The 22,809-nt window shown below is 43.3% G+C and carries 20 protein-coding genes, 1 pseudogene and 1 riboswitch; of the genes and pseudogenes, 4 read left to right on the top strand and 17 right to left on the bottom strand.

Features of this window, described 5'->3' with window-relative positions; translation table 11 throughout:
• Positions 1-99 precede the first annotated feature (99 nt).
• Complete coding sequence (locus tag RG608_RS07525) at positions 100-2,523, bottom strand: YhgE/Pip domain-containing protein (protein WP_268687137.1); 2,424 nt, start codon at positions 2,521-2,523, stop codon at positions 100-102.
• A 302-nt stretch (positions 2,524-2,825) separates the two neighbouring features.
• On the opposite strand from RG608_RS07525, the pseudogene RG608_RS07520 reads away from it, so the two are divergent.
• A pseudogene (locus RG608_RS07520) lies at positions 2,826-3,257 on the top strand (DUF4947 domain-containing protein).
• A 245-nt stretch (positions 3,258-3,502) separates the two neighbouring features.
• Positions 3,503-4,033: a TetR/AcrR family transcriptional regulator gene (locus tag RG608_RS07515; RefSeq protein WP_268687136.1), complete on the top strand. Its 531-nt coding sequence runs from the start codon at positions 3,503-3,505 to the stop codon at positions 4,031-4,033.
• 97 nt (positions 4,034-4,130) lie between these two features.
• Here RG608_RS07515 and RG608_RS07510 read toward each other — a convergent pair whose 3' ends face one another.
• The 16 genes from RG608_RS07510 to mnmA form a co-directional block, all read right to left on the bottom strand.
• A complete protein-coding gene (locus RG608_RS07510; protein WP_308946791.1) occupies positions 4,131-5,075 on the bottom strand; it encodes a 3-oxoacyl-[acyl-carrier-protein] synthase III C-terminal domain-containing protein in 945 nt (314 codons plus the stop codon).
• Between the two features lie 100 nt (positions 5,076-5,175).
• Complete coding sequence (locus RG608_RS07505) at positions 5,176-6,435, bottom strand: F390 synthetase-related protein (RefSeq protein WP_268687135.1); 1,260 nt, start codon at positions 6,433-6,435, stop codon at positions 5,176-5,178.
• Positions 6,404-7,231 carry an MBL fold metallo-hydrolase gene (locus tag RG608_RS07500; RefSeq protein WP_268687134.1) on the bottom strand — a complete coding sequence of 276 codons (828 nt, stop codon included), beginning with the start codon at positions 7,229-7,231 and terminating at the stop codon, positions 6,404-6,406. The genes RG608_RS07505 and RG608_RS07500 overlap by 32 nt, the downstream gene beginning before the upstream one ends.
• Positions 7,206-8,237: an NAD(P)-dependent oxidoreductase gene (locus RG608_RS07495; protein WP_268687133.1), complete on the bottom strand. Its 1,032-nt coding sequence runs from the start codon at positions 8,235-8,237 to the stop codon at positions 7,206-7,208. The genes RG608_RS07500 and RG608_RS07495 overlap by 26 nt, the downstream gene beginning before the upstream one ends.
• A 200-nt stretch (positions 8,238-8,437) precedes the next feature.
• On the bottom strand, positions 8,438-9,049 hold the full coding sequence (gene rpsD, locus RG608_RS07490) for a 30S ribosomal protein S4 (RefSeq protein ID WP_002899562.1): 612 nt from the start codon (positions 9,047-9,049) through the stop codon (positions 8,438-8,440).
• A 262-nt stretch (positions 9,050-9,311) separates the two neighbouring features.
• Positions 9,312-10,034: an ABC transporter ATP-binding protein gene (locus RG608_RS07485; protein ID WP_268687132.1), complete on the bottom strand. Its 723-nt coding sequence runs from the start codon at positions 10,032-10,034 to the stop codon at positions 9,312-9,314.
• Positions 10,034-11,032 carry an ABC transporter substrate-binding protein gene (locus tag RG608_RS07480; protein ID WP_268687131.1) on the bottom strand — a complete coding sequence of 333 codons (999 nt, stop codon included), beginning with the start codon at positions 11,030-11,032 and terminating at the stop codon, positions 10,034-10,036. The genes RG608_RS07485 and RG608_RS07480 overlap by 1 nt, the downstream gene beginning before the upstream one ends.
• Positions 11,033-11,076: 44 nt before the next feature.
• The gene (locus RG608_RS07475) at positions 11,077-11,856 is read right to left on the bottom strand and encodes an ABC transporter permease (protein WP_268687174.1); all 780 of its coding nucleotides are present in this window, start codon (positions 11,854-11,856) and stop codon (positions 11,077-11,079) included.
• Positions 11,857-11,947: 91 nt separating this feature from the next.
• Positions 11,948-12,049, bottom strand: a riboswitch (TPP riboswitch).
• 84 nt (positions 12,050-12,133) lie between these two features.
• The gene (locus RG608_RS07470) at positions 12,134-12,757 is read right to left on the bottom strand and encodes an HAD family phosphatase (RefSeq protein ID WP_268687130.1); all 624 of its coding nucleotides are present in this window, start codon (positions 12,755-12,757) and stop codon (positions 12,134-12,136) included.
• A 96-nt stretch (positions 12,758-12,853) separates the two neighbouring features.
• The gene (locus tag RG608_RS07465; protein WP_308946790.1) at positions 12,854-13,129 is read right to left on the bottom strand and encodes a Veg family protein; all 276 of its coding nucleotides are present in this window, start codon (positions 13,127-13,129) and stop codon (positions 12,854-12,856) included.
• A 2-nt stretch (positions 13,130-13,131) separates the two neighbouring features.
• Complete coding sequence (gene dnaB / locus RG608_RS07460) at positions 13,132-14,487, bottom strand: replicative DNA helicase (RefSeq protein ID WP_268687129.1); 1,356 nt, start codon at positions 14,485-14,487, stop codon at positions 13,132-13,134.
• Between the two features lie 26 nt (positions 14,488-14,513).
• Positions 14,514-14,966, bottom strand: coding sequence for a 50S ribosomal protein L9 (gene rplI / locus RG608_RS07455; protein ID WP_002894242.1), 453 nt, complete (start codon positions 14,964-14,966; stop codon positions 14,514-14,516).
• On the bottom strand, positions 14,963-16,984 hold the full coding sequence (locus tag RG608_RS07450) for a DHH family phosphoesterase (protein ID WP_308946789.1): 2,022 nt from the start codon (positions 16,982-16,984) through the stop codon (positions 14,963-14,965). The genes rplI and RG608_RS07450 overlap by 4 nt, the downstream gene beginning before the upstream one ends.
• Before the next feature lie 157 nt (positions 16,985-17,141).
• Positions 17,142-19,049, bottom strand: a complete 1,908-nt coding sequence (mnmG, locus tag RG608_RS07445) for a tRNA uridine-5-carboxymethylaminomethyl(34) synthesis enzyme MnmG (protein ID WP_268687127.1) — start codon at positions 19,047-19,049, stop codon at positions 17,142-17,144.
• A 144-nt stretch (positions 19,050-19,193) separates the two neighbouring features.
• A complete protein-coding gene (locus RG608_RS07440) occupies positions 19,194-19,808 on the bottom strand; it encodes a MarC family protein (RefSeq protein WP_002894248.1) in 615 nt (204 codons plus the stop codon).
• A 19-nt stretch (positions 19,809-19,827) separates the two neighbouring features.
• Entirely contained in the window at positions 19,828-20,949 is a 1,122-nt protein-coding gene (mnmA, locus tag RG608_RS07435) for a tRNA 2-thiouridine(34) synthase MnmA (RefSeq protein ID WP_002894250.1), read from the bottom strand.
• A 297-nt stretch (positions 20,950-21,246) separates the two neighbouring features.
• On the opposite strand from mnmA, the gene sdaAB reads away from it, so the two are divergent.
• Complete coding sequence (sdaAB, locus tag RG608_RS07430) at positions 21,247-21,918, top strand: L-serine ammonia-lyase, iron-sulfur-dependent subunit beta (protein WP_268687126.1); 672 nt, start codon at positions 21,247-21,249, stop codon at positions 21,916-21,918.
• An 8-nt stretch (positions 21,919-21,926) separates the two neighbouring features.
• The gene (gene sdaAA, locus RG608_RS07425; RefSeq protein ID WP_308946788.1) at positions 21,927-22,799 is read left to right on the top strand and encodes an L-serine ammonia-lyase, iron-sulfur-dependent, subunit alpha; all 873 of its coding nucleotides are present in this window, start codon (positions 21,927-21,929) and stop codon (positions 22,797-22,799) included.
• Positions 22,800-22,809: the final 10 nt, after the last annotated feature.

Raw genomic sequence — 22,809 nt, 5'->3', positions numbered from 1 at the left:
AACATCTCCCTTTTCAGGAGATGTTGATTAGAGAAAAAGTAAAAGAATTACAGATAGACTTTTCATCTACATTCTTACAGATTCATAAAGGCACAGACCCTAAGCTAGCTGTTTTTTATCCGTTCGATAGACCAGAGTACCAAGTGCCATGAAAAGAACTAAAACAAAAGCAAGGAAGACCACCTGACTACCTATTTGGCCATTCATGGAAATCGTTTGGCGTAAGCCCGATACAGAATAGCTCATTGGCAGCCAAGGGTTGATAACTTGGAAAATCTTACTAGTCAACTCCAGCGGATAGGTTCCTGCACTAGAAGCCAGCTGTAAAAGCAAGAGAATCAGAGAAGCAAAGGCACCGAGCTTGCTATCCCAAGTAACCAAAGCGGTTACAAGAGCCATAAAGGTCATGCTGGCTAGTACAATCAAACCAAGGGTTGCCCACTCATGGTTAGCAGATAGGCCTATCAAGTGCACAGCACCATAGACCAAAACACCCGCCACGACAGAAATGACTCCATTTACCTCTATACGGGCCTTCAGCCAATCTCGTTTCGTCCTAGGTTCTTGACCCGATGGAAGTGTACTAAAGATGATGTTGGTTGAAATAGCCGCCACAAATAAAGCTACTGAAATCATATAAGGCGCCATCCCAATGCCGTTTTTCTCTACCTTGTTCTCATCTGTCTTGCTCAGTGTCAGAGGATCTGCCAGAGTTTTTGCATTGTCTTCCTTGGTTGAAACAGCCGACAATTTATCGCCTGCATCCGCGAGTCCATTAGACAAATCGCTCGTCCCCACAGTAAGTTTAGAGAGATTATCTGTTAAAGCACTGCTGCCATCAGCTAGCTTCCCTGTTCCGCTCGCTAATTGATTGGTCCCATCCGCTAATTTCCCGAAACTAGAGGTCAATTCTGGCGATTTATCTGTTAATTGGGCTGCCCCGTTTGCTAATTTTGTTGTATTTGCTAGCAAATCAGGGTTCTTACTTGCCAAAGCTGATGTCCCCTCAGATAGCTGACCGACTGCATTGGTATAGCTTGTCACCCCTTGTTCCAATTGTGTCGCGCCAGTCGTTAGTTTCTCATTTAGGGTATCTACACCTGCGACTAGTTGATTGGCTCCTCCACTTGCTGAACCGAGGCCTGCACTCACCGTTGATAAGCCATTATAAAGGCCATTGATCATGTTAGCTGCCTGTGGCAGAACTTGATTTGATGCGCCTTCTAACTGACTAATTTTTGTTTGACTAGCGCCTTTTATCGTTTCAAGAGAAGCCCTCATCGTATCAACTTCTGATAAAATTGCCTGAGCAGATTGGTCACTTCCCGCTTGACTAGCACCGACTGCTGCATCAATCTCTGCCTGAGCCTCACTAGAAAGTCCTTGATAAGCACTGGTCCCTTGGACACTTGCCAAAGCGGCGGCCTTGGCGTCTTGATTATTATTGATAATGGCTTGAGCGGATGCTGCTATGCTAGTCAGCGAAGCTTCAATGCTGTCTGTTGACACTGCTGAGTCACTTGCTGCAGCTTGAATACTAGCATTCAACTGAGTCAAGCCAGTTGACAAATCATTCACGTTTTGCTGATTGTTAGCTAAGGTTGTATCTACCGATGACTTTAATGTAGCCAAGCCAGTGTTCAGATTCGTTACACCTGTCGATAAGGCCTGAACTCCATCTCCTGACTGAGTAAGCTGTTGGACTCCACCCAATAAGTCTGATGATCGATCCGACAGCTGATTTGCACCTGTGGCCACAGTACTTACACCATTTGCATAAGTGTTTATCCCGTTTGACAAACTACCCAGTCCAGACGATACTTGTGCAACACTCCCAGTATAAGTCTGTAGTCCTGTGTTAAATTGAGCTGCACCGGACGATAATTTGCTCGTAGCTTGATTCAGAGTTCTTAAGTTATCTGCAATTGTCTGACTTCCTGAACCTAGTTGTTGGCTGCCAGATGTTAATTGCTGAGCACCCTCGGATGCCTTCACCAAGCCATTTTTTAGGTCTCCCATATTCTTAAATATGGCGCTTGTATAAGTATCAGTTACATTTTGCGCCACCGTCTGCTTCAAAGAAGCCATGGCTGAATCACTCATCTTACCAGCAATAAAACTGTGACCGCTAGACGTTTGATAGTCAATCTTCATTTGCTGAGGATTATCTGTCAAAATACTGGCTGCACGTTCAGATAAATCACTTGGAAGTGTCACAACCATGTAGTAATCACCTTTTTCCAGACCATTTTGAGCATCTTCTTTACTGACGAAATGAAAATCCAGATTTTTATTTTCCTTGAGGCTGGAAACAACATCCTCGCCTATAGACAAGGTCTTGCCACTAGCAGTTACAGCTTTATCCTGATTGACGACCGCCACTGGCAAGTCCGATACCTTTCCATACGGATCCCACATGGAGCTCAAGAAAATAACGTTATATAAGGCAGGAATCATTGAGACTCCTAACATCACAATGATAAAAGTCGGCTTTTTTAAAATAGCTTTCCATTCTCTTAACATGTCTACCTCCTAAAAATTATACATAGTGTCCAAATTTCGATAAAATTGATTATACACCAATCGAAAATTATTACAAGTTTATTCTTTAAAAATTAGACATCGTGTCTAATTTTGTTTAAAAAGATTGTAGGGAAGCGGAATAAGTTGGCCCTAGTGCCTTTAATCCCTGAATAATCTGTAAACAAAAGGCATTTTCCCATAGGTAGGTACACAGAAAATCAGCATTATATTAGAATGATAAGCGAGGTAAATGGAGCCAAGCATCGAGCTCTTAACTTGACGATACGGTTCCATATGAAACACTGCTGCCAGCAGATGCCAATCATGCTAAGAAAGATAAGATTTATGCGACTGGCGATGCCAAGGTTTATTACCAATCCTATGAATCTGGCGGTTTTGAAGCGCAAATTCCTGAATTTAAAGGATATACCCAATAAAAAGTTAAAAGTATTCTCGGCGAACCAGAAAAAATAAGCACCGATCTCGCTTCTGAATATGAAGCCTTCCAAGACAAAGAATTAGAAAATCTTAAAAGATTGGTTCAGGATCAAAAAATAAGCAAAGAACAGGCGCGTGCTTTCTTAGCAGGTGCAGTTGATATTGCTCAAGCATCAAGATTACAAAATACCTACACAATTTACTCTTATAAAAATGAGCAAATTTCTATTATCTTCTCGCAAGAGGGGGAGTTGCTTCACGTCACTCCCAATCCCGACTATCTCTACTTCAAATAATACATAGACTGAAAGCTGAGACTTTACCTTTAAATCTCAGCTTCGCTATTTTTACTGCTTTTTGCCAGTCAACCAAGCCTAATTAAGATAAAATTTTGACTATCTATGCTTAATTCCGGAATTTAACTCTTTTCCACTGGAAAAACATTTGATATAATGGTACGTGGAGAAAAAGAAAAAGTAGTTTGCTATGATAGCTATTAGCTTGAAGAGCAGACTGAGGCTTAGCCTCAAAGGGAGTTTTTATGTTAGAAAGCAATAAGCGCCGAAAAACCAAGGCTATTATTGAAAGAGCCATGGTTACACTACTGCATAAGCAGTCCTTCGACCATATCACTACTGTCCAGCTAGCTCAAGCTGCTGGTATCAGCCGTAGTAGTTTTTATACTCACTACAAGGACAAGTACGATATGATTGAACGTTATCAGCAAAACCTCTTTCATCAGTTGGGATATATTTTTGAGCACAATCAAGAAGATATCAAAACTGCGATTACGGAGGTCTTTCAGTTCCTCCAGCAAGAGCCGCTCTTAGCCGCCCTTTTGACGGAAAACGGTACGAAAGAGATTCAAAATTTCTTGCGCCACAAGCTGCAGGTGATGCTGGCGGATAACCTACAGGACCGTTTTAGCAATCGTATTTACAATCATTTTGAAAAAGAATACAGCCGGGTCTTTCTTGCCAATGCCTTCTTTGGTGTCTGCCAGATGTGGATTGCTAGAGGAAAAAAAGAAAGTCCTGAACAAATAGCAGAATTTCTTTTGAAAATGCTGTAAGAAGCTGCTCGATCCAATGGATTCTGGCTCTTCTGATATTTTGAAAAATTAAACAGGGTGTATAAAACCTCTTTTGGTTCTGTACACCCTGTTTTTATTATAATTTCATAGCCAACATATTGACCGTCATACCAGCTGCTGTTCCCATCAGAGCGATGGTATCCCCTTCTCTGACTAGATTGCGCTCCAAAGCATAACAGAGAGAAAAGGGCACTGCTACTGACACCATATTACCATAGTCTTGCACAATATTAAGGTATTTATCATCAGGTATACCCAAGCTACACATGACCATTGGCAGAGCACGACTCGCCTGATGCGGAATGATATAATCCAAATCAGATAGGCTGAGGCCGCTCTTTTCTTTAAATTCTTTAAACATTTCCGGAATTTTTCTGGCAGAAAGCAAGAGAATCTTCTTGCCATTCATGTCAAACATGTAGTGAGTTTTGGTAGCATCCGAATACTCCTTAGGCTGAAAAGATGTCAAACCACCGCGAATCTCTGTATCATGAGCTCCCTCAGACCAGGTCCGCTGCATGCTGGAGATGACCCCTCTTTCTTCCTCTGTTGCTTCAAAAATCAAAGCTGCTGCTCCGTCACTGAACAACTCAAAACTTTCCTTCTGATTGGGATTGAGACCCAAACTTCCAACCTCACTGGACACGATGAGGATCCTTTGATACTCACCAGCCTCCAACAAATGAGACATGAGACTCAAAGCTGAGATAAAGCTGGTGCAGGTCGTATTGATATCCATGGCTGGAATGGACAAGCCCTTAGCCACCAACTCATGAATCAGAGCCGCGGTGCAGGGAATAGGCTGAACGCCCACCGCACTGGCTGACACGATACAGTCGATGTCTTTGATTGTTAAGCCCGCTTGCTCTAGGGCTTTTTCAATCGCTTTAACAGCCATAGAAAGCTGGGTTTCTTCATTTTCCATCACCCGATAACGGGTCTGATCCTTAAAAGTCACAGTATTTCTAGGTAGATGCGTACCATAACCAACAATCTTTATATGATTCTTTACTGTAGTCATATTAAACTCCTTCTTGTCAGACTTGGGGCTGCTCGCCAGCTGGGTAAACTGCCAAAGCGCTTGAGCCACCAATTCATATGTTTTCCAAATTGGGGCATTCTTAAGCCCGATAGATACGTTTCAACTTACGGCTTCTGTCCCGCTGATAATCTTCAAAAGAAATAGCCGGCATAAGAAATCTTTTATCAGTCGCTAAGTTTTGAAACTGCTGGACAATCTCGTCTTCTCGCTGCTGACTACGATGTTCGATAGCAATGGTCAGCGAATGGTCCTGTTTCTGAGCGACTTGGTATTCTCCAATCCCATCAACTAAGAGCATACAACGGCGAATAAAGTCTGGAAAGACCTCCACCGACTGACCTGTAGCATTTTCAAAAATGAAAATATCATCCGAGCGCCCCTCAATCCTATCAATCCGTGTAAAGACCGAACCGCAGGGGCAAGGTTCAGGATTTTCCACCAAGATATCATTCAGCTCATATTGAAAAATTGGCTGAGAAGTCCGCTCGAAATCCGTAATTATTGGATAAAAGCGCCTATCATCCAAGTAGCGCTTATCTACATGGACAATGTCTTCGTTTAGATGAAGATTCCCGTAGGAACAACTATAGGCTAGGAAGCCCTCGGTCGCTTGGTAGACCTGATCCACCTTTTTCAAACCAAATCCTGCTTGAATCCTCTGCCGATCTGGCTCTTCTAAAATCTCTGCCACCGATACGACTTTGCTAGGGGCAATTTTCAAATTTCCTGCCTGGACTTGTTTAGCCAGCTCCAAGAGCATTGACGCTGGAGCCACCAAAATCGTCGGCTGGTAAGCATTCAAGCGCTCTACATGCTCTTCGGATCTCTGAAAAGTATCAAAATACTCCAAAGAAATCAAGCCTGAATTGACAGTCTGATAGAGCTGGTTGTCTGCCCGAAGAAAGAAGGCGATTTTGTGCCCAAAGAGTTTGCCTGTAGGCAGCATCTTGGCCAAGATGGCCGCCGCCCACATACTGCGCTCCTTTTCAGTTGTGACAAATAAGCCTCGGTGACCAGATGTCCCTGAAGACAGGCCGACAGCAATTTCTCCTATCATGGGACTGAAATCACGTGTCCGCTCGCTCTCAAGTGCCAAGGCTAGCAACTCATCACGATCCAACCCTTGAGTATTGAGATCATTGAAACGCTTCATCATAAAAGCCTTATTCATCTTAAAATCTGCTGGAATACCTGATTTGAAATAAGGCGATTCCTGCTGCAGAAATTCCCGATAGGCTGCTAAAGCCTTGACTTGATAGTGTTCCAGGGCCTGTCGATCTTTAAATTGATGCCCCCAGCGCATGACGCTAAAGGTTTTTAGAAATGTTCCTAGTTTCATACAAAATCTGCTCCGCTCTCTCAGCCGGATCATGACTGACTAGCACCTGATAGCCGACAGCAATCAACTGCCGAAGCAAGGCAACACCAGCCATGTATTCTTCCTTGCTATCCTGGATCAGTGACGGCAAGAAACGCATCTGCTCGGTATAAGGCAACAGATCCACGCCCCAGCACAAATCAGCTCCGATAAACAGATGATAATCTGGCAAAAAGAGACAAGCTTGACCAGCGGCATGGCCATCAACTGAAGCCAGATATAGACTGCCATCCCCAAATAAATCAACCGTCTTGCGATAGAGGAATTCTGCTTGGACCTGCTGAGGCTCCACCACTTTCAGCCGCTTCTCAAAATCCTGTGGAAGAAACTCCTTGAAAACCAAATCCTTAAGCTTACCACGCTGATAAGTTTTGAAAACGGTCTTGGTCAGAATGAAGCGAGCCTTGGGAAAGAAAGCGGCTCCGCCGATGTGATCTGGATGCAAGTGCGACAAGATGACATAAGAAATATCTTCTGGCACAATTCCTTTTTGCTCAAGCAGCCGATCTACACGCTCCTCTTCTGACATATCAACAGGCGTTCCCAGACCATAAAGCCAGTATTTGAAATTGGGCTTCAGAATAGCTGGAGAATAGCCCGTGTCATAGAGAATATAGCCTTTCTCACGATGCTTCAAGAGGAAAACGCCAGCTGGAAAAATTATTTTTTTCTTGGCAACTCCCTTAAACATATGCTGCAAGTGACTGCTGCAGCGCCCAGGCTGAAGATACTCAATTTTCTCGATAATGTTGGACATATTTTGCAATCCCTTCACTGATTGTCAACTTGGGTTGATAGCCCAAATCCCTTACTGCTGCTGATATATCCAGCGTTTGGCTGTAACGCATTAAGTAATAGGTGTAAAGAGTCAGAGGTGGCTCTTTTTCAATGTTAAAAAAGCGATAAAAGCTTTCAAAGCCCTGTGCCAGAAGACCTAGAAAAACAGCAGGCAACTTAACATAACGTTTACGAACCTGTAAACCATCCAAAGCTTCATCCAGCATATCCTTGAAACTACGGGATTCTCCGTTGGTAATGTTGTAAACTTTTCCTTGCGCTTCTGGAATTTCCAAAGCCAGACGAACAGCCAAGGCCACATTTTCCACACAGGTCATGTCCATCATTTGCTGGCCATTTCTGATAAGTGGAATCGCCAGTTTTTGACTTAAGCGCAGAATCCTAGGAAAGATACTGGTATCTCCAATACCAAAAAGCCCTCTAGGGCGCAAGATAACCGATGGAACTTGAGGATAGCTTCGAACAATCCGCTCAGCCATGAGCTTGCTTTTTATATAGAAATTCAGCTCATTTTCCTGAGGAGCAGCCTCTTCTTTGATAGCCAATTGGTCACGCGCCGCAGCATAAACACTCGGAGAGGAAATATAGACCAGTCTTTGCACTCCAAAATGTCGGCAGGCTTCCATAACCAACTTGGTTCCTACTACATTGGTCTGATAAAACTGCTCCCATGGTCCCCAAATCGTTGAGAGGGCACCAGCATGCACCACTGCATCCACTCCTTCGCAGGCTGCAAAAATCTCTTCTTCTCTGGTAAAATCTCCAGCAAAAAACTCTACTAAAGTACCTTCTAACTGCCGACCAGCCTTCAGATTACGGCCAAAAGCCCGCACCTGATAGCCTTGTTCAGCCAGCTCATATACAACATACTTTCCTAGAAAGCCAGTCGCTCCTGTCACTAGAACCTTCATCGCTACTCCTTTCATATAATTTTCTGTTACTGTCTTGTCCCCATTATACACCATTTCAGCAAATCTTCCGTAAAAAAGCTGGAAAAAATCTTTACAGACTGTCTCACCTGATTGGATAGGAGCAGAAAGAAATCAGATAATATCCCAAAACAGCTGTCTCAATCCATTGACATTTTTTAGTTGGAAATAGCTCTAATTAATTCATTGAGAGTATAAAAAAGAAGCCGGGAAACCGACTTCTGAACAAATACAAATTAAAGCATTTTGTTGTAGAATTCAACGATAAGTGCTTCGTTGATTTCTGGGTTGATTTCATCGCGCTCTGGAAGGCGAGTCAATGAACCTTCTAATTTTTCAGCATCGAATGATACGAATGCTGGGCGTCCAAGAGTTGCTTCAACAGCTTCAAGGATTGCTGGAACTTTCAATGATTTCTCACGAACTGAGATCACTTGACCTGGAGTTACGCGGTATGATGGGATATCAACGCGTTTGCCGTCAACAAGGATGTGACCGTGGTTTACGAATTGACGAGCTTGACGACGAGTAGTCGCAAGACCAAGACGGTAAACAACGTTATCCAAGCGACGCTCCAAGAGAAGCATGAAGTTGAAACCAAGGATTCCTTCTTTGATTTTTGAAGCTTGAACAAACAAGTTACGGAATTGCTTTTCACCTACACCGTAAGTGAAACGAAGTTTTTGCTTTTCAGCCAATTGCAAACCGTATTCTGACAATTTGCTGCGGTTGTTTGGTCCATGCTGGCCAGGTACATAGTTACGGCGAGCCAATTCTTTACCTGTACCAGTAAGAGAAAGACCCAAACGACGAGCTTGTTTCCAAGATGGTCCTGTATAACGTGACATAAAAATGTCCTCCTGTAAAATATTTTTGAGGAAATAGTCACTTAGAAAGCCCTGATTCGTGCAGAACATTTTCGCCCAAACAGCTAAGGCTACTTTTATAGCTGATGTTCTGTTGACGAGCTCCATGCTTTCCTGCTGCTATTTCACACAAGGGCTATTGTACCATGAATAAAGTCAAAAGTAAAGGGACTTATGCAAAAAATCAAGCCAAAAGGCTTGATTAAAGTTGTTTCTTGAAAGCAAAGGAATTCAGGCAGTTGCTTCACACTCCCAAAATCTTCAAAATCTCCTGCTTGTATCGCAACTTCTGCAGTTCCTTATCCTTGCTGTCTGACCAGCTTAGCGATAAACTTGCCACGATTTGCCCAGGGCGATTTTTCAGAATATAGATGCGGTCACTGAGAGCCAGAGCTTCCTCGATGCTATGAGTAATGAGGAGAGTCGTCAGACCAAGCCTACGGTGAATATCCAGATACCAAGCGTGTAGCTCCATCTTGGTCAGCTCATCCAAAGCACTAAAGGCCTCGTCTAGAAGAAATAGCTTGTGACCGAACATATAGGTCCGCAGCAGAGCCACGCGCTGCCGCATCCCCCCGCTCAGCTCATGTGGATACTTGCCAGCCACATCAAAGAGCCCGAACTCCTTCAAAATTTGAGTTGCCTGCTCCATCGCTTCCTTTTTGGATACCTTTCGGATTAAGAGGGGCAAGATGACATTGCCCAGCACCGTCTTGTGCTCCAGCAGCAAGTCTTTCTGCAGCATATAACTCACCCGTCCCTTAGGATTTTCCTGTTCGTCTAGGACAATTCTGCCCGACTGAACCTCCAAAATCCCAGCAATCAGATTAAAGAGGGTCGTTTTCCCAACTCCACTAGGTCCCAAAATCGCTACGACCTGACCTGCTTCTACCTGTAGGCTGATATCTTTCAAAATCTGCTGCTCATCATAAGCATAACTTACATTTTCAAGTTTAATTTCTGTCATTATTTTATATAATCGTTGCTGAATCCCTTGTCACTCAAGTCATTGTCCACGATACCCTTATCCTTGGCCCATTTGTAAAAGGCATTCCAGCGGCTAGCCTCAAACTGACCCCACTTGTCCTTATCTGATGCATATTGCTCAGACAGATATTTTTGAGAAGCCAAAACAAAGTCACGTTTGTTTTTCAATTCTGGCGCATTCTTGATTAAAATATCCGCTGCTTCTTCAGGGTGCTCCATGGCATATTGATAGCCCTTCTTGATGGCCTGCAAGACCTTTTTCGCCTCGTCCGGATTCTTCTTCAGATAGTCATTATTAGCAATGATGACTGGAGAATAATAGTCGAACTCCTTGACATAGTCCTTCATATAAAAGAAATTTGTATCAATGCCCTGTGTTTGAGCCATGATGCCGTCCCAGCCATGATAAATCCACGCTGCATCAAACAAGCCATTTTCAATCGGCGTGATGGAGTTGGAATCGTTGTTGGGAACTTTTTCTACCTCATCAAACTGCCCACCCTGGCTTTCAACCAAGGTTTTGAGCATGCCCAGCTCCACCGGGTCATTCCAGGTACCATATTTCTTGCCAGCCAGGTCTTTAGGACTTGTAATCCCTGCAGACTTCTTGGAAATGATGCCCGAAGTATTATGCTCAACGATGGCCGCAACAGCAGTGATTTCCGCGCCCTTATCCAATTTTTTAGCCATAGAGTCTTGGAAATAAATACCAAAAGGTGCCTTGCCGTTGATAATCAAATCCGAACTGCTATCTTCAGGTGGCAACTTGATATCTACATCCACGCCTGCTTCCTTAAAGTAGCCCTTTTCCTGAGCCACATAAAGGCCGGTATGATTGGTGTTGGGTGACCAGTCTAAGATAAAATCAATCTTTTTATCCTTCTTAGCTGACTCCGAGTCTGACTGGCCGCAGGCCGCTAGGCCAATAATTGATACGGCAGCCAAGCCTGCCAGCAACACTTTATAACTTTTTTTCATTATTATCCTCTTTTCTTTCTTTGGAAAATAGCAGAGCTGAGCTCTTATTTCCACTTAATGACATATTTTTCACTGACAGCCACCAGCTTCATTCCCAGAAGGCTGATGACCGAAACCAATATGATAATAGCAAACATGGTGTCATACTGGAAGAGTTTTTTCGACTGAATCATATAAACACCCAAGCCTTCAAAACCGCCCAGCCATTCGGAAACCACGGTCGTGATAAAGGCATAGGAAACACTGACCCTCAGACCTGCATAGAAATAAGGTAAACTAGCTGGAATCTTAAAATGCCAGAGAATCTGCCAGCGATTGGCCTGCATGAGCTTAAAGAGAGTCAAGGTGTCTCTGTCACAATGCCGAAAACCGTCCAGAATACTGACGATAATCGGAAAAGTTGTCGTCAGAATAATGAGCACAATCTTGGGCAAAATCCCATAACCCAGCCAGAGAACCAGAATTGGCGCCAAAGCAATGGTCGGAATAGTCTGCACCACGACCATCATGGGATAAATCAGATCATTAAGCCAGCTCATGCTATCCATAAGCACAGCTAAGATGCAGGCTAAGATCAGGCCCAGCAGTAAACCCAGCAAGGCTACTTTTAAGGTCGCCCAGCTATGACTTGCTAGAAAGCCAGCATCTCTGATAAAGGCCTGACCGATTTCCAGAGGTGTTGGCAGAATAAACTTGGGCAAGAGCTTGAGCCAGCCCATGACCTGCCAGATAACAAGTACACCCAGCATCCCTAAGAGACCGATTTGCTGTCGCATCAGCCTTTGTAGTGCTTTCATTAGAATGCTTTTCCTCCTTTCCTGCATTTTAGCGCCGCAATTCTTCAAGATATCACCATTCGATAATGATGATAAAAGAAAAGGCCTTTTCCATATACGGAAAAGGCGCACAAATACCACATTTTTTCGGTATGTTTCCTACGCTGGCATTACCCAGATCAGGTGCGGTCGAAGCTTACACTTCCTCTCAGACTGTACACAGACTCCCATATATAGAACTATGATAGCGCAATCATCAGCAAATGTCAAGGTTGGAGCTTGGGCTCACTCCTTTTCAACTATAAGTGAAGCAAACTATCATTAATCAGTCAAACTTCCCTTTCGCAGCCAGCAAATCCTCCATAGCCCTGATATTCTCTGTCTCACTTGTGGATAAAATGGTTTCAAAGCCCAGTTCAGCTGCCGTATCTAAGTTAGCCTGAATATCATCAATGAAGACGGATTCCACTGGATTCAGATTATATTTTTTCAAGAGCTTTTGGTAAATCTCTGCTTCCGGCTTGACGACACCGACCTCTGAGGAAAGGGTATAGCCTAATAGCAGTGGATAGATGGGTAACAAACCAGCTTTTTCAATATGGTAAAAAATCTCGCAAGTGGTTGATAAGATATAGATTCGATAGCCTTGCTTAGCCCATAGTTCAATCTTTTCCTGTAAATCACTGTAAACATGCACAACCTCATACCAATGGTAGAAGACATTCTTAACGGCAGAATGATAAGAATCGTCCAACCCAGCTTGCACTTCATTACAAGCTTCTTTCAAACTCAGCTCTCCCTTGTCCGTCTGATGCCAGACACCTGACTCAAAAATAGCCTGTCTAAGCACTTGCTGCCGTCCTTCCTCAGGTTCAAAATAGGATAAGATTTTCTCAGAATTCCATTCAATCAAGACATTGCCCAAATCAAAAACCAAATTTTTAATCATGATGACCACCTGTTTTCTTTGCTTATCATCCTCTATATAAGTCGATTTGACTGAGGAATTGCTTCAAATATAAGTAAAAAGACCCGCTGGGCCTTTCTATTCATCAAAATAACGGATGAGGTTCTTTTCTGTCAAAATGTCAGAATAAGTATAAGACTCAACATAAGTATTGGAGATTTCCCCTGGCTGACCGCCTTCATCGGAATATTCCACGATAAACAAAGACGGATAAACTTCAATCAGACGGCCTTGCTTGCTTTTTTGGCGCTTACGACCGTTTTCCAGCGTCATCTCAACGATTTGTCCTTCATGCGCCTTGATATCTTCTTTGATTTTTTTCATTTTTGCCACATCTGTAAATGCATCACTCATCTTTATTCTTCCTCTCTTTTGGAAATACTTGAGAATTTATTATACTCTTTCTGGAAAATTAACTCTACTGTACCACGCGCTCCACTCCGGTTTTTCTCGATAATGACTTCAACCTTGTTGTTGGGAATGCCTTCTTCCTCCTCACCGGCTCGATCATAATAATCATCTCGGTAAAGGAAGGCAACGATATCCGCATCCTGCTCAATGGAACCTGATTCCCGAATATCAGACAGCACTGGTCGCTTATCCTGCCGCTGCTCCACGCCACGCGAGAGCTGACTCAGCGCAATGACCGGAACCTTGAGCTCCTTCGCCAAGATTTTCAACTGACGGGAAATTTCCGAAACTTCTTGCTGGCGATTTTCACGGCCCGTTCCCGTAATCAGCTGCAGATAGTCAATCAAGACCAGCCCTAGATTACCCGTTTCCTGGGCTAGTTTTCGAGCCCGCGAGCGAATCTCTGTAATCCGAATCCCTGGTGTATCATCGATATAAATACTGGCATTGGCCAGATTAGCTGTCGCAATGGTATATTTCTGCCACTCTTCATCTGTCAGTTGCCCCGTACGAATGGAGTGAGAATTAATCACCCCTTCTGAAGCCAACATCCGGTCCACCAAGCTCTCCGCCCCCATTTCCAGAGAGAAAATGGCTACAGTCTTATCCAGCTTGGTTCCGATATTCTGAGCGATATTAAGGGCAAAGGCCGTCTTTCCGACCGCTGGCCGAGCCGCCAAAATGATTAATTCTTCCTCATGCAGACCAGTCGTCATCTTATCCAGCTCACGATAGCCAGTCGCAATTCCGGTGATATCTGATGTCTGCAGAGACCGAGCCTCCAGATTGCCAAAGTTAAGATTCAACACATCACGGATATTCTTAAAACCGCTACGGTTAGCTGTTTCACTGACATCAATCAGAGCTTTTTCAGCTCCAGCGATAATTTCCTCTGAAAGCCGGTCGCCATCGTAGGCTTGATTGATAGACTCTGTCAGACGCGAAATCAGCCGCCGCAGAATGGCTTTTTCTGCGACGATTTTAGCATAGTATTCAGCATTGGCAGATGTTGGCACAGAATTGACCACTTCCACCAAGTAGCTGAGACCGCCGATATTCTGCAGGTCACCCTGACTGTCCAAAATATTACGAACCGTCGTTGCATCAATGGCATCCCCGCGGTCAGCTAAGTCAATCATAGCCTTGAAAATCAAGCGATTGGCATACTTAAAGAAGTCAGCAGGCTCAATATACTCACGAACAAAGACCAGTTTGCTCTCATCAATGAAAATGGCTCCTAAGACGGACTGCTCCGCTAAAATATCCTGAGGCTGAGCTCGGAGTTCATCAATCTCTGCCATCGGTAAATCCTTCCTTCAAATCACTATTATCCTTCTTTAACCCGCAAACGAATCACCCCAGTTATATCCTGATAAATTTTCACTGGAACATCTATCAGACCAATGGAGCGAATCGGTGAGTCCACCTTAATGTGGCGCTTGTCAATTTTAATGCCAAACTGCTTCTGCAGCTCTTCTGCTATTTTCTTGCTGGTAATAGAGCCAAAGGTGCGGCCGTCTGGACCAACTTTTTCAGTAAATTCAACAAGAGTAGCTTCTTCTGCTAACTTAGCTTTAATAGCCTGAGCTTCTGCCACTAGTTCAGCGTGTGCTTTTTCTTCAGACTTTTGCTTACCGCGCAGCTCACCGATAGCCTGCGCTGTTGCTTCCTTGGCTAAATTTTTCTTAATCAGAAAATTTTGAGCATAGCCAGTCGGCATTTCCTTGATTTCGCCTTTTTTGCCCTTGCCTTTTACATCTGCTAAAAAAATTACTTTCATCCTTTTTTCTCCTCGTCTATTATTACTTCCTCTTTAATGACTTGGTCCATAATTTCTTGATTCAGCGACTGAAGGACCTCAGAAACTGTTTTACCTTCAATTTGAGCTGCTGCCAGATTGAAATGACCGCCACCGCCCAGCTTTTCCATAATTCGCTGAACGTTGATCTTGCTGCGACTGCGAGCTGAAATAGACACATAGCCTTTGGTATTCTTGCTCACGACAAAAGTAGCTTCAATTCCTGACATGGAGAGCATGGTATCAGCTGCCTTACTGATGACAACCGTATCATAAGTGTTCTCCTCTGGGCCAGCTGCTACAATGACATTAGGCAAAATCTTCTTGCCATTTAAAATCAGCTCATTAATCGCACGATATTCCTCAAAATTCGTAGCAGAAATGTCCTGAATCACAACACTGTCACTGCCCCGAGTCCGTAGATAGCTGGCTACATCAAAGGTCCGACTGGTGACTCGAGATGAAAATCCTTTAGTGTCAAGCATGATACCCGCCATGAGAAGGCTGGCTTGCATCTTACTGAGACGGTTCTTTTTAGAATTCTGGAACTGAATCAGCTCCGTCACCAACTCACTGGCACTGCTAGCCCCACTTTCGATATAGGCAATCACAGCATTTTCCGGAAAGTCTTCATCACGTCGATGGTGGTCCACTACGATAATCTGACTGAATTGATCAAAGAAATCCTTAGACAGAGTCAGAGATATCTTGGAGTGGTCAACCATAATCAAGAGCGACCGATTGGTCACCATATTTACTGCTTCAGAAATCGGCACCAGATAATCAGCCCCTTCCTGCTGGAGCTTTGTAATGGAGCGCTCAATGTCAGAAGCCATCTGGGACGGATCATAGACCACATAAGCTTTCTCAATGATATTACTAGCAAAGAGTTGCATACCAAGAGAAGAACCCAAGGCATCCATATCCAGATTTTTATGTCCGACTATAAAGACCTGATCCACACTCTTAATCTTATCAGAGATCGCAGTCATCATAGCCCGAGTTCGGGTGCGCGTGCGCTTAACAGCTGACGCCGTTCCTCCACCAAAGAAGATTGGGTTCATATTGTCATTATTTTCTTTGACAACAGCTTGATCCCCACCGCGAACTTCAGCTAAGTTGAGGTTAAGCAGGGCTACCCGACCGATTTCATCATGATTGCCATCACCATAAGAAAAGCCCATACCGAGTGTCAGTGACAGCTCTCGATTTTTAGCTTCCGTCCGGAATTGATCAATAATAGAAAATTTATTTTCCATCAGCTGTTCCAGCACTGTGTAATCCGTAAAAAGATAGAACCGATCCATGCCAACCCGACGGTAAAACATGTGAAACTGCTCAGAAAATTCTGCTACGAAGTTGGCCACAAAGCTATTGATATGACTGATATCTGTGTCAGAAACGACATCTTCCAAATCATCATAGTTATCCACCGAGATAATCCCGATTACGGGGCGCGTTGTTACCAGACCAACGGTCGCTTCGTATTCATTGGATGCATCAAAAAAATAAAACACACTAGATGCACGGTCCAAGTAAACCGAATATTTCTTGTCTCCAACCGTAGCATAATGACCAGAGTCTGAATAAGCAGCCTTCATGATATTCTTGAGCATATCAGCATCAAAATCACCATCTTCAGTTGTAAAAATCAGTTCTGCATAGGGATTAAACCACTCTACATCACCGTTATCTTCACTGATTTTAATGACACCAACTGGCATCTTATCCAGCAAGGAAGCGAGGCTTCCTTCTGCTTGATGATTGACATAATGAATCTGCTCAATCTCATCTAGCTCTGATACTCTCTGTTGCTGGATAAAAAGCACAATCAAAAGAGCCAGCACAAGCATGAGAGCAGCTAGCATGGCCAAACTATCACCAAAAAGCCTCAGACAGATGGCTAAGATTATAAAGGAAATTAGACCCGCCATCGCCAAGTGAATTGGGGCAAAACGAAATTTTTTCATCATAGACCTCTTATTCCGCCATTTTACCATAAATCCTAGAAAAAAGCGAATTTCTCCCAATAAGTAAAGCATTTAAGAAGGGTAAAGGAAGCGAAAAACAGCCTTTCAAAGTTTACAACGTTGTAAACCTCTTGTAAATTTACACAAAAAGGCTGCTTCCCAAAGGAAACTAAGCCTTTTACAAGAGTTACTTCGCTTGATTTTTAGAAATGCTTCTAGACTTGCCTTCTAAGTAAACCATCAAAATGGAAATATCTGCTGGATTGACACCAGAAATACGACTAGCCTGACCAATCGTTTCTGGATTGATTTTCTTAAACTTCTGTCGTGCTTCAGTTGCAATCGAGTCAATATCATCCCAGTCAATATTTGCTGGAATCCGCTTCTCTTCCATGCGCTTCATCTTTTCAACCTGATCAAGAGCTTTGGAAATATAGCCTTCGTACTTAATCTCTGTCTCAAGCAACTCGATAATCTTTTCATCAAGCTCTTCTGCAGCTGGACCAATGAACTGAACCACATCTTGATAAGACACTTCCGGTCGCCTTATAAATTCTTTGGCAGTTACTGCATCTGTCAGAGGCTTAAAACCAAGTGCTTCTACCTTGGCATTGGTTTCCTTGACAGGCTTTAGCTTGATGGATTCCAAACGCTTTATTTCATTGTCAAATTGATTCTTTTTAATCTCGAAACGAGCCCAGCGCTCATCATCTACCAGACCAATTTCTCGTCCCAGCTCTGTCAAACGCATATCTGCATTGTCATGGCGGAGAATCAAACGGTACTCAGCTCGGCTAGTCAAGAGTCGGTAAGGTTCTACAGTTCCCTTGGTCACCAAATCATCAATCATGACTCCAATGTAACCATCACTGCGCTTCAGAATCAGCTCCGGCTTACCTTGGATTTTCAAGGCCGCATTTATCCCAGCAATAATCCCTTGACCTGCAGCTTCTTCATAACCAGAAGTCCCATTGGTCTGACCTGCTGTAAACAGCCCTGAAATTTTCTTGGTTTCCAAGGTTGCCCGCAACTGGTGGGGCATAATCATATCGTACTCAATGGCATATCCTGTCCGCATCATCTCAGCATTTTCTAGACCCTTGATAGAGTGAACCAAGTCCTTCTGCACATCTTCTGGCAAACTAGTTGACAACCCCTGCACATAAACTTCTTCTGTATCACGACCCTCAGGTTCTAAGAAAAGCTGGTGGCGTTCTTTGTCCGCAAAACGGACGATCTTATCCTCAATAGACGGGCAATAGCGTGGCCCCACTCCCTTGACTACTCCTGAAAACATAGGAGCCCGATGCAAGTTATTTTGGATAATCTCATGACTTTCCGCATTGGTATAAGTCAACCAGCAAGGAACTTGATCTTTCACATAGTCCTCATCACGAGACGTGTAAGAGAAATGATTGGCTTTTTCATCACCTGGCTGAATTTCAGTCACATCATAATTGATAGATGACGCCTTAACACGTGGAGGAGTTCCAGTTTTAAAACGACCAATTTCAAATCCTAGGTCACGCAGATTATCTGCTAAAGGAATGGCTGCTAAGCTATGGTTTGGACCAGATGAATACTTGAGATCACCAATAATAATTTCTCCCCGCAAGGCTGTTCCAGTCGTAACAATAACAGCTTTAGCTGCATACTCCTGATGGGTCGCTGTTTTAACCCCAATGACCTTACCATCTTCTACCAAGATTTCATTAATCATGGTTTGCCGCAGAGTCAGATTTTCTTGATTTTCAACAGTCTTCCGCATTTCTTTGGAGTAAACTTCCTTATCCGCCTGGGCCCGAAGAGCCCGAACAGCGGGTCCTTTACCAGTATTGAGCATCTTCATTTGGATATAGCTCTTGTCAATATTCTTGGCCATCTCCCCACCCAAAGCATCTACTTCACGAACGACAATCCCTTTAGCAGACCCTCCGATAGAAGGATTGCAGGGCATAAAAGCCAGCATCTCAATATTGATGGTTGCTAAAAGAACCTTGCAACCCATTCGACTAGCAGCCAGCGATGCCTCAACCCCAGCATGCCCTGCTCCAATCACGATAATATCATAACTTTCAGTAAAATTGTGTGACATTTCTTTTTCCTTCGTTTTTTTTCACCAAAAAAGGCCAAGTCTCCAGAAGTGCAGGACAAAAAAGCCTGCAACATCCATGAGCTTTGACCATCATGACTATTGTTAAAGCTATTTTATCAAATCAAATCGTTTTGTCAATGCAAATCACTGTTTGAGCAAGGTCTGCACACTGACGATAATCATCTGTATTCCTATCGAGAATAGTAAAAGTCCCATCATTTTCGTTATAATTTTCATCAAATTTTCTCCCAAGAAGCCTGCAATTTGTTTTGCACTTCTTAACAGGAGATAAGTGATGACACATAGTAGAGCAAAAGCAACTACGGTTATCAGTTGATTCTGCAAACCTCCATTAGCCAGACTTAAAGCAGTTGTAATTGTACCTGGTCCCGCAAAAAGTGGCATTGCAAGAGGAGAAATAGCAATAGACATTGGATCTGAATTTACTGCTTGCTGCTCCATTCCTTTATAGCTGGGTGAATGATTACCATTAATCATATGATAACCGATAACGGCCACTAATATTCCACCAGCAATTCTGAAAGAAACAATTGTAATTCCAAATACTTTAAAAATGAAATCTCCTGAAAAGATAAAAACAGTTACAATAACAAAGGCAATCAAAAGACTCCTAAAAGCAATTTTTCGTGAAATTTTTTGACTATCATCTGCTACTAAAGCCATGTAAGCAGGAAGATTTGAAATTGGGTTCATTATAGCGAAAAATGCCATAAATGCATAAAAAAATTGAGAACTCATTGTTTTTATTTAACTCCAGTTAGACATACTGACAAACCTTGCCATCACGGTAGGCATTGTCAATTAAACCGCCACCTAAACACTCTTCGCCATCGTAAAAGACAACTGCCTGTCCTGGTGTAATGGCGCGCTGTGGCTCCGCAAAGATGACCTCTGCCTTGTCTCCTTTGACATGTACTGTCACCTTAGAATCAGGCTGACGGTAGCGGAACTTAGCTGTACATTCCATAGTAAATTCTTCTGGCATTTCTTTTGTGAAATGAACCTGACTAGCGTCAAGACTGGTTGACATTAAGTTGTCATGGTAAAAGCCTTGACCCACATAAAGGATATTTTGGCTGAGGTCTTTTCCAACCACAAACCAAGGCTCATTATCTCCACCGTGCTGACCACCAATTCCAAGACCACCCCGCTGGCCAATAGTATAATACATCAACCCAGCATGCTGGCCCATATCTCGGCCTTCCAAGGTCATCATGCGACCAGGCTGGGCTGGTAAATATTGACTCAGAAATTCTTTAAAATTCTTCTCACCAATGAAGCAAATACCAGTCGAGTCTTTTTTCTTAGCTGTAGCTAAACCAGCTCTTTCAGCAATTGCTCGAACTTCTGGCTTTTCTAAATGCCCCAGAGGAAACATAGTCTTTTGCAGTTGTTCCTGTGACAGTTGGCTTAGGAAGTAAGTCTGATCCTTATTGTTGTCCTTGCCACGCAACATGTGAACCAAGCCATCTTGGTCTCTCTTTATCTGAGCATAGTGACCCGTTGCAACGTAATCTGCACCCAGTGTCAAGGCATAGTCAAGGAAGGCTTTAAACTTGATTTCCTTGTTACACATGACATCTGGATTTGGAGTCCTACCAGCTCGGTATTCCGCCAAGAAGTATTCAAAAACGCGATTCCAGTACTCTTTCTCAAAGTTGACAGAGTAGTAAGGAATGCCAATCTGATCTGCAACAGCAGCTACATCCTTGTAGTCTTCTGTGGCTGTACAGACACCAAATTCGTCTGTGTCGTCCCAGTTTTTCATGAAGATGCCAATCACATCGTAACCTTGCTCTTTCAAGAGCAAAGCAGTTACTGATGAATCGACACCTCCGCTCATACCAACAACGACACGAATCTTAGAGTTATCACTCATTGTGTTCTCCCATCTTTTCGTTATTTCACGATTGAAGGTCGTGCTGTGCTTTCAACGATTGAAGGTCGCTTGAGCAAGGCCTATTATAGCACGAAAGGACTCGGAAAACAAATCAGAAATTTAACTAAATTTATTAACTGTAAATTATGTTTACAACTTTGTAAACTTATTGATTTGCTCGTTTACTTTCCTATCAAACAAATTTTATAATATCCACTTTTAATTCATTTAAAAAATCAGCAGAAAGCCCTTAACTTTGTTATAATGAAAATAATAAATAAGCTGCAAGGAGAAATCATGACTTCACTAAGATTTCAATCTGTTTTTGATATTATCGGACCTGTGATGATAGGTCCATCAAGCAGCCATACGGCAGGTGCCGTCCGTATTGGAAAAATTGTCTCCTCCATTTTTAACGATGAGCCAACAGAGGTAGAGTTCCAGCTCTTTAACTCTTTTGCTAAAACTTACCGAGGTCACGGAACTGACTTGGCTCTTGTCGCAGGGATTCTGGGAATGGAGACAGATGACCCTGAGATTCCTAACAGCCTTGAAATTGCTCATAAACGTGGTATCAAGATTGTCTGGACGATTCAAAAGGATAGCAATGCTCCCCACCCCAATACGACAAAGATTACAGTCAAAAATGACCGTAAAACAATCAGTGTGACTGGAGTCTCTATCGGTGGCGGCAACATTCAAGTAACAGAGTTGAATGGCTTTTCAGTATCTCTGAGCATGAATACTCCGACCATCATTATTGTCCACCAGGATGTTCCAGGTATGATTGCCCATGTCACCGAAGCTCTGTCACGCTACAATATAAATATAGCTCAGATGAATGTTACACGTGAGAAGGCTGGAGAAAAAGCGATTATGATTATTGAAGTTGACAGCCGCAGCTGTGAAGAAGCTGTCGAAGAAATTCGAAACATTCCTCATCTGCATAATGTAAATTTCTTTAAGTAGGAGAAAATATGTTTTATTCCATCAAAGAATTGGTAGAGCAAGCTGACTTGGATTACCAAGGAAATGTTGCTGAATTGATGATTGCTACCGAGTATGAATTAACTGGTCGTGAAAGAGATGAAGTCCTGCGACTGATGGGTCGCAATCTGGAAGTCATGAAAGCCTCTGTCCTTCTTGGACTTGACGAGAGCAAGTCTCGGAGTGGCTTGACTGGCGGAGACGCAGCTAAACTTGATCACTATATTCAGTCAGGAAAGGCTTTGTCAGACCACACTGTGCTGACTGCTGCAAAAAATGCTATTGCTGTCAATGAGCATAATGCTAAAATGGGTTTAGTTTGTGCAACACCTACTGCCGGCAGCGCTGGCTGTCTGCCAGCTGTTCTTACATCTGCCATTGAAAAATTAGGACTCTCAGAAGAAGAACAGCTAAACTTTCTATTAGCTGCAGGCGCTTTTGGCCTAGTTATTGCCAATAACGCCTCAATTTCGGGTGCTGAAGGTGGCTGTCAAGCTGAGGTTGGCTCCGCTTCTGCTATGAGTGCAGCTGCTTTAGTTCTGGCTGCTGGAGGTTCACCTTTTCAAGCCAGTCAAGCTATTTGTTTTGTCATTAAAAACATGCTGGGCTTGATTTGTGATCCAGTAGCTGGTCTGGTGGAGGTGCCTTGTGTCAAGCGAAATGCTATGGGAGCCAGTTACGCCTTTATTGCAGCTGATATGGCTCTTGCGGGAATCGAATCTAAAATTCCTGTTGACGAAGTCATTGACGCCATGTATCAAGTCGGGTCAAGTCTGCCTACTGCTTTCAGAGAAACAGCTGAAGGTGGTCTAGCTAAAACACCTACAGGCCGCAGACTTTCAAAAGAAATCTTTGGAGAATAACCTTGACAAA

The sequence above is a fragment of the Streptococcus sp. IsoGale022 genome, from assembly GCF_031142805.1.
GTDB lineage: Bacteria > Bacillota > Bacilli > Lactobacillales > Streptococcaceae > Streptococcus > Streptococcus sanguinis_A.
Note: the sequence above shows the minus strand (reverse complement) of the source record. Positions and strands in the feature narration are given on the sequence as shown.

What these genes read in the sequence shown, in the direction of transcription:
- RG608_RS07525 (WP_268687137.1), bottom strand. Translation starts at nt 2,523, where the DNA reads ATGTTAAGAGAATGGAAAGCTATTTTAAAAAAGCCGACTTTTATCATT.
- RG608_RS07515 (WP_268687136.1), top strand. Translation starts at nt 3,503, where the DNA reads ATGTTAGAAAGCAATAAGCGCCGAAAAACCAAGGCTATTATTGAAAGA.
- RG608_RS07510 (WP_308946791.1), bottom strand. Translation starts at nt 5,075, where the DNA reads ATGACTACAGTAAAGAATCATATAAAGATTGTTGGTTATGGTACGCAT.
- RG608_RS07505 (WP_268687135.1), bottom strand. Translation starts at nt 6,435, where the DNA reads ATGAAACTAGGAACATTTCTAAAAACCTTTAGCGTCATGCGCTGGGGG.
- RG608_RS07500 (WP_268687134.1), bottom strand. Translation starts at nt 7,231, where the DNA reads ATGTCCAACATTATCGAGAAAATTGAGTATCTTCAGCCTGGGCGCTGC.
- RG608_RS07495 (WP_268687133.1), bottom strand. Translation starts at nt 8,237, where the DNA reads ATGGTGTATAATGGGGACAAGACAGTAACAGAAAATTATATGAAAGGA.
- rpsD (WP_002899562.1), bottom strand. Translation starts at nt 9,049, where the DNA reads ATGTCACGTTATACAGGACCATCTTGGAAACAAGCTCGTCGTTTGGGT.
- RG608_RS07485 (WP_268687132.1), bottom strand. Translation starts at nt 10,034, where the DNA reads ATGACAGAAATTAAACTTGAAAATGTAAGTTATGCTTATGATGAGCAG.
- RG608_RS07480 (WP_268687131.1), bottom strand. Translation starts at nt 11,032, where the DNA reads ATGAAAAAAAGTTATAAAGTGTTGCTGGCAGGCTTGGCTGCCGTATCA.
- RG608_RS07475 (WP_268687174.1), bottom strand. Translation starts at nt 11,856, where the DNA reads ATGCAGGAAAGGAGGAAAAGCATTCTAATGAAAGCACTACAAAGGCTG.
- RG608_RS07470 (WP_268687130.1), bottom strand. Translation starts at nt 12,757, where the DNA reads ATGATTAAAAATTTGGTTTTTGATTTGGGCAATGTCTTGATTGAATGG.
- RG608_RS07465 (WP_308946790.1), bottom strand. Translation starts at nt 13,129, where the DNA reads ATGAGTGATGCATTTACAGATGTGGCAAAAATGAAAAAAATCAAAGAA.
- dnaB (WP_268687129.1), bottom strand. Translation starts at nt 14,487, where the DNA reads ATGGCAGAGATTGATGAACTCCGAGCTCAGCCTCAGGATATTTTAGCG.
- rplI (WP_002894242.1), bottom strand. Translation starts at nt 14,966, where the DNA reads ATGAAAGTAATTTTTTTAGCAGATGTAAAAGGCAAGGGCAAAAAAGGC.
- RG608_RS07450 (WP_308946789.1), bottom strand. Translation starts at nt 16,984, where the DNA reads ATGGTAAAATGGCGGAATAAGAGGTCTATGATGAAAAAATTTCGTTTT.
- mnmG (WP_268687127.1), bottom strand. Translation starts at nt 19,049, where the DNA reads ATGTCACACAATTTTACTGAAAGTTATGATATTATCGTGATTGGAGCA.
- RG608_RS07440 (WP_002894248.1), bottom strand. Translation starts at nt 19,808, where the DNA reads ATGAGTTCTCAATTTTTTTATGCATTTATGGCATTTTTCGCTATAATG.
- mnmA (WP_002894250.1), bottom strand. Translation starts at nt 20,949, where the DNA reads ATGAGTGATAACTCTAAGATTCGTGTCGTTGTTGGTATGAGCGGAGGT.
- sdaAB (WP_268687126.1), top strand. Translation starts at nt 21,247, where the DNA reads ATGACTTCACTAAGATTTCAATCTGTTTTTGATATTATCGGACCTGTG.
- sdaAA (WP_308946788.1), top strand. Translation starts at nt 21,927, where the DNA reads ATGTTTTATTCCATCAAAGAATTGGTAGAGCAAGCTGACTTGGATTAC.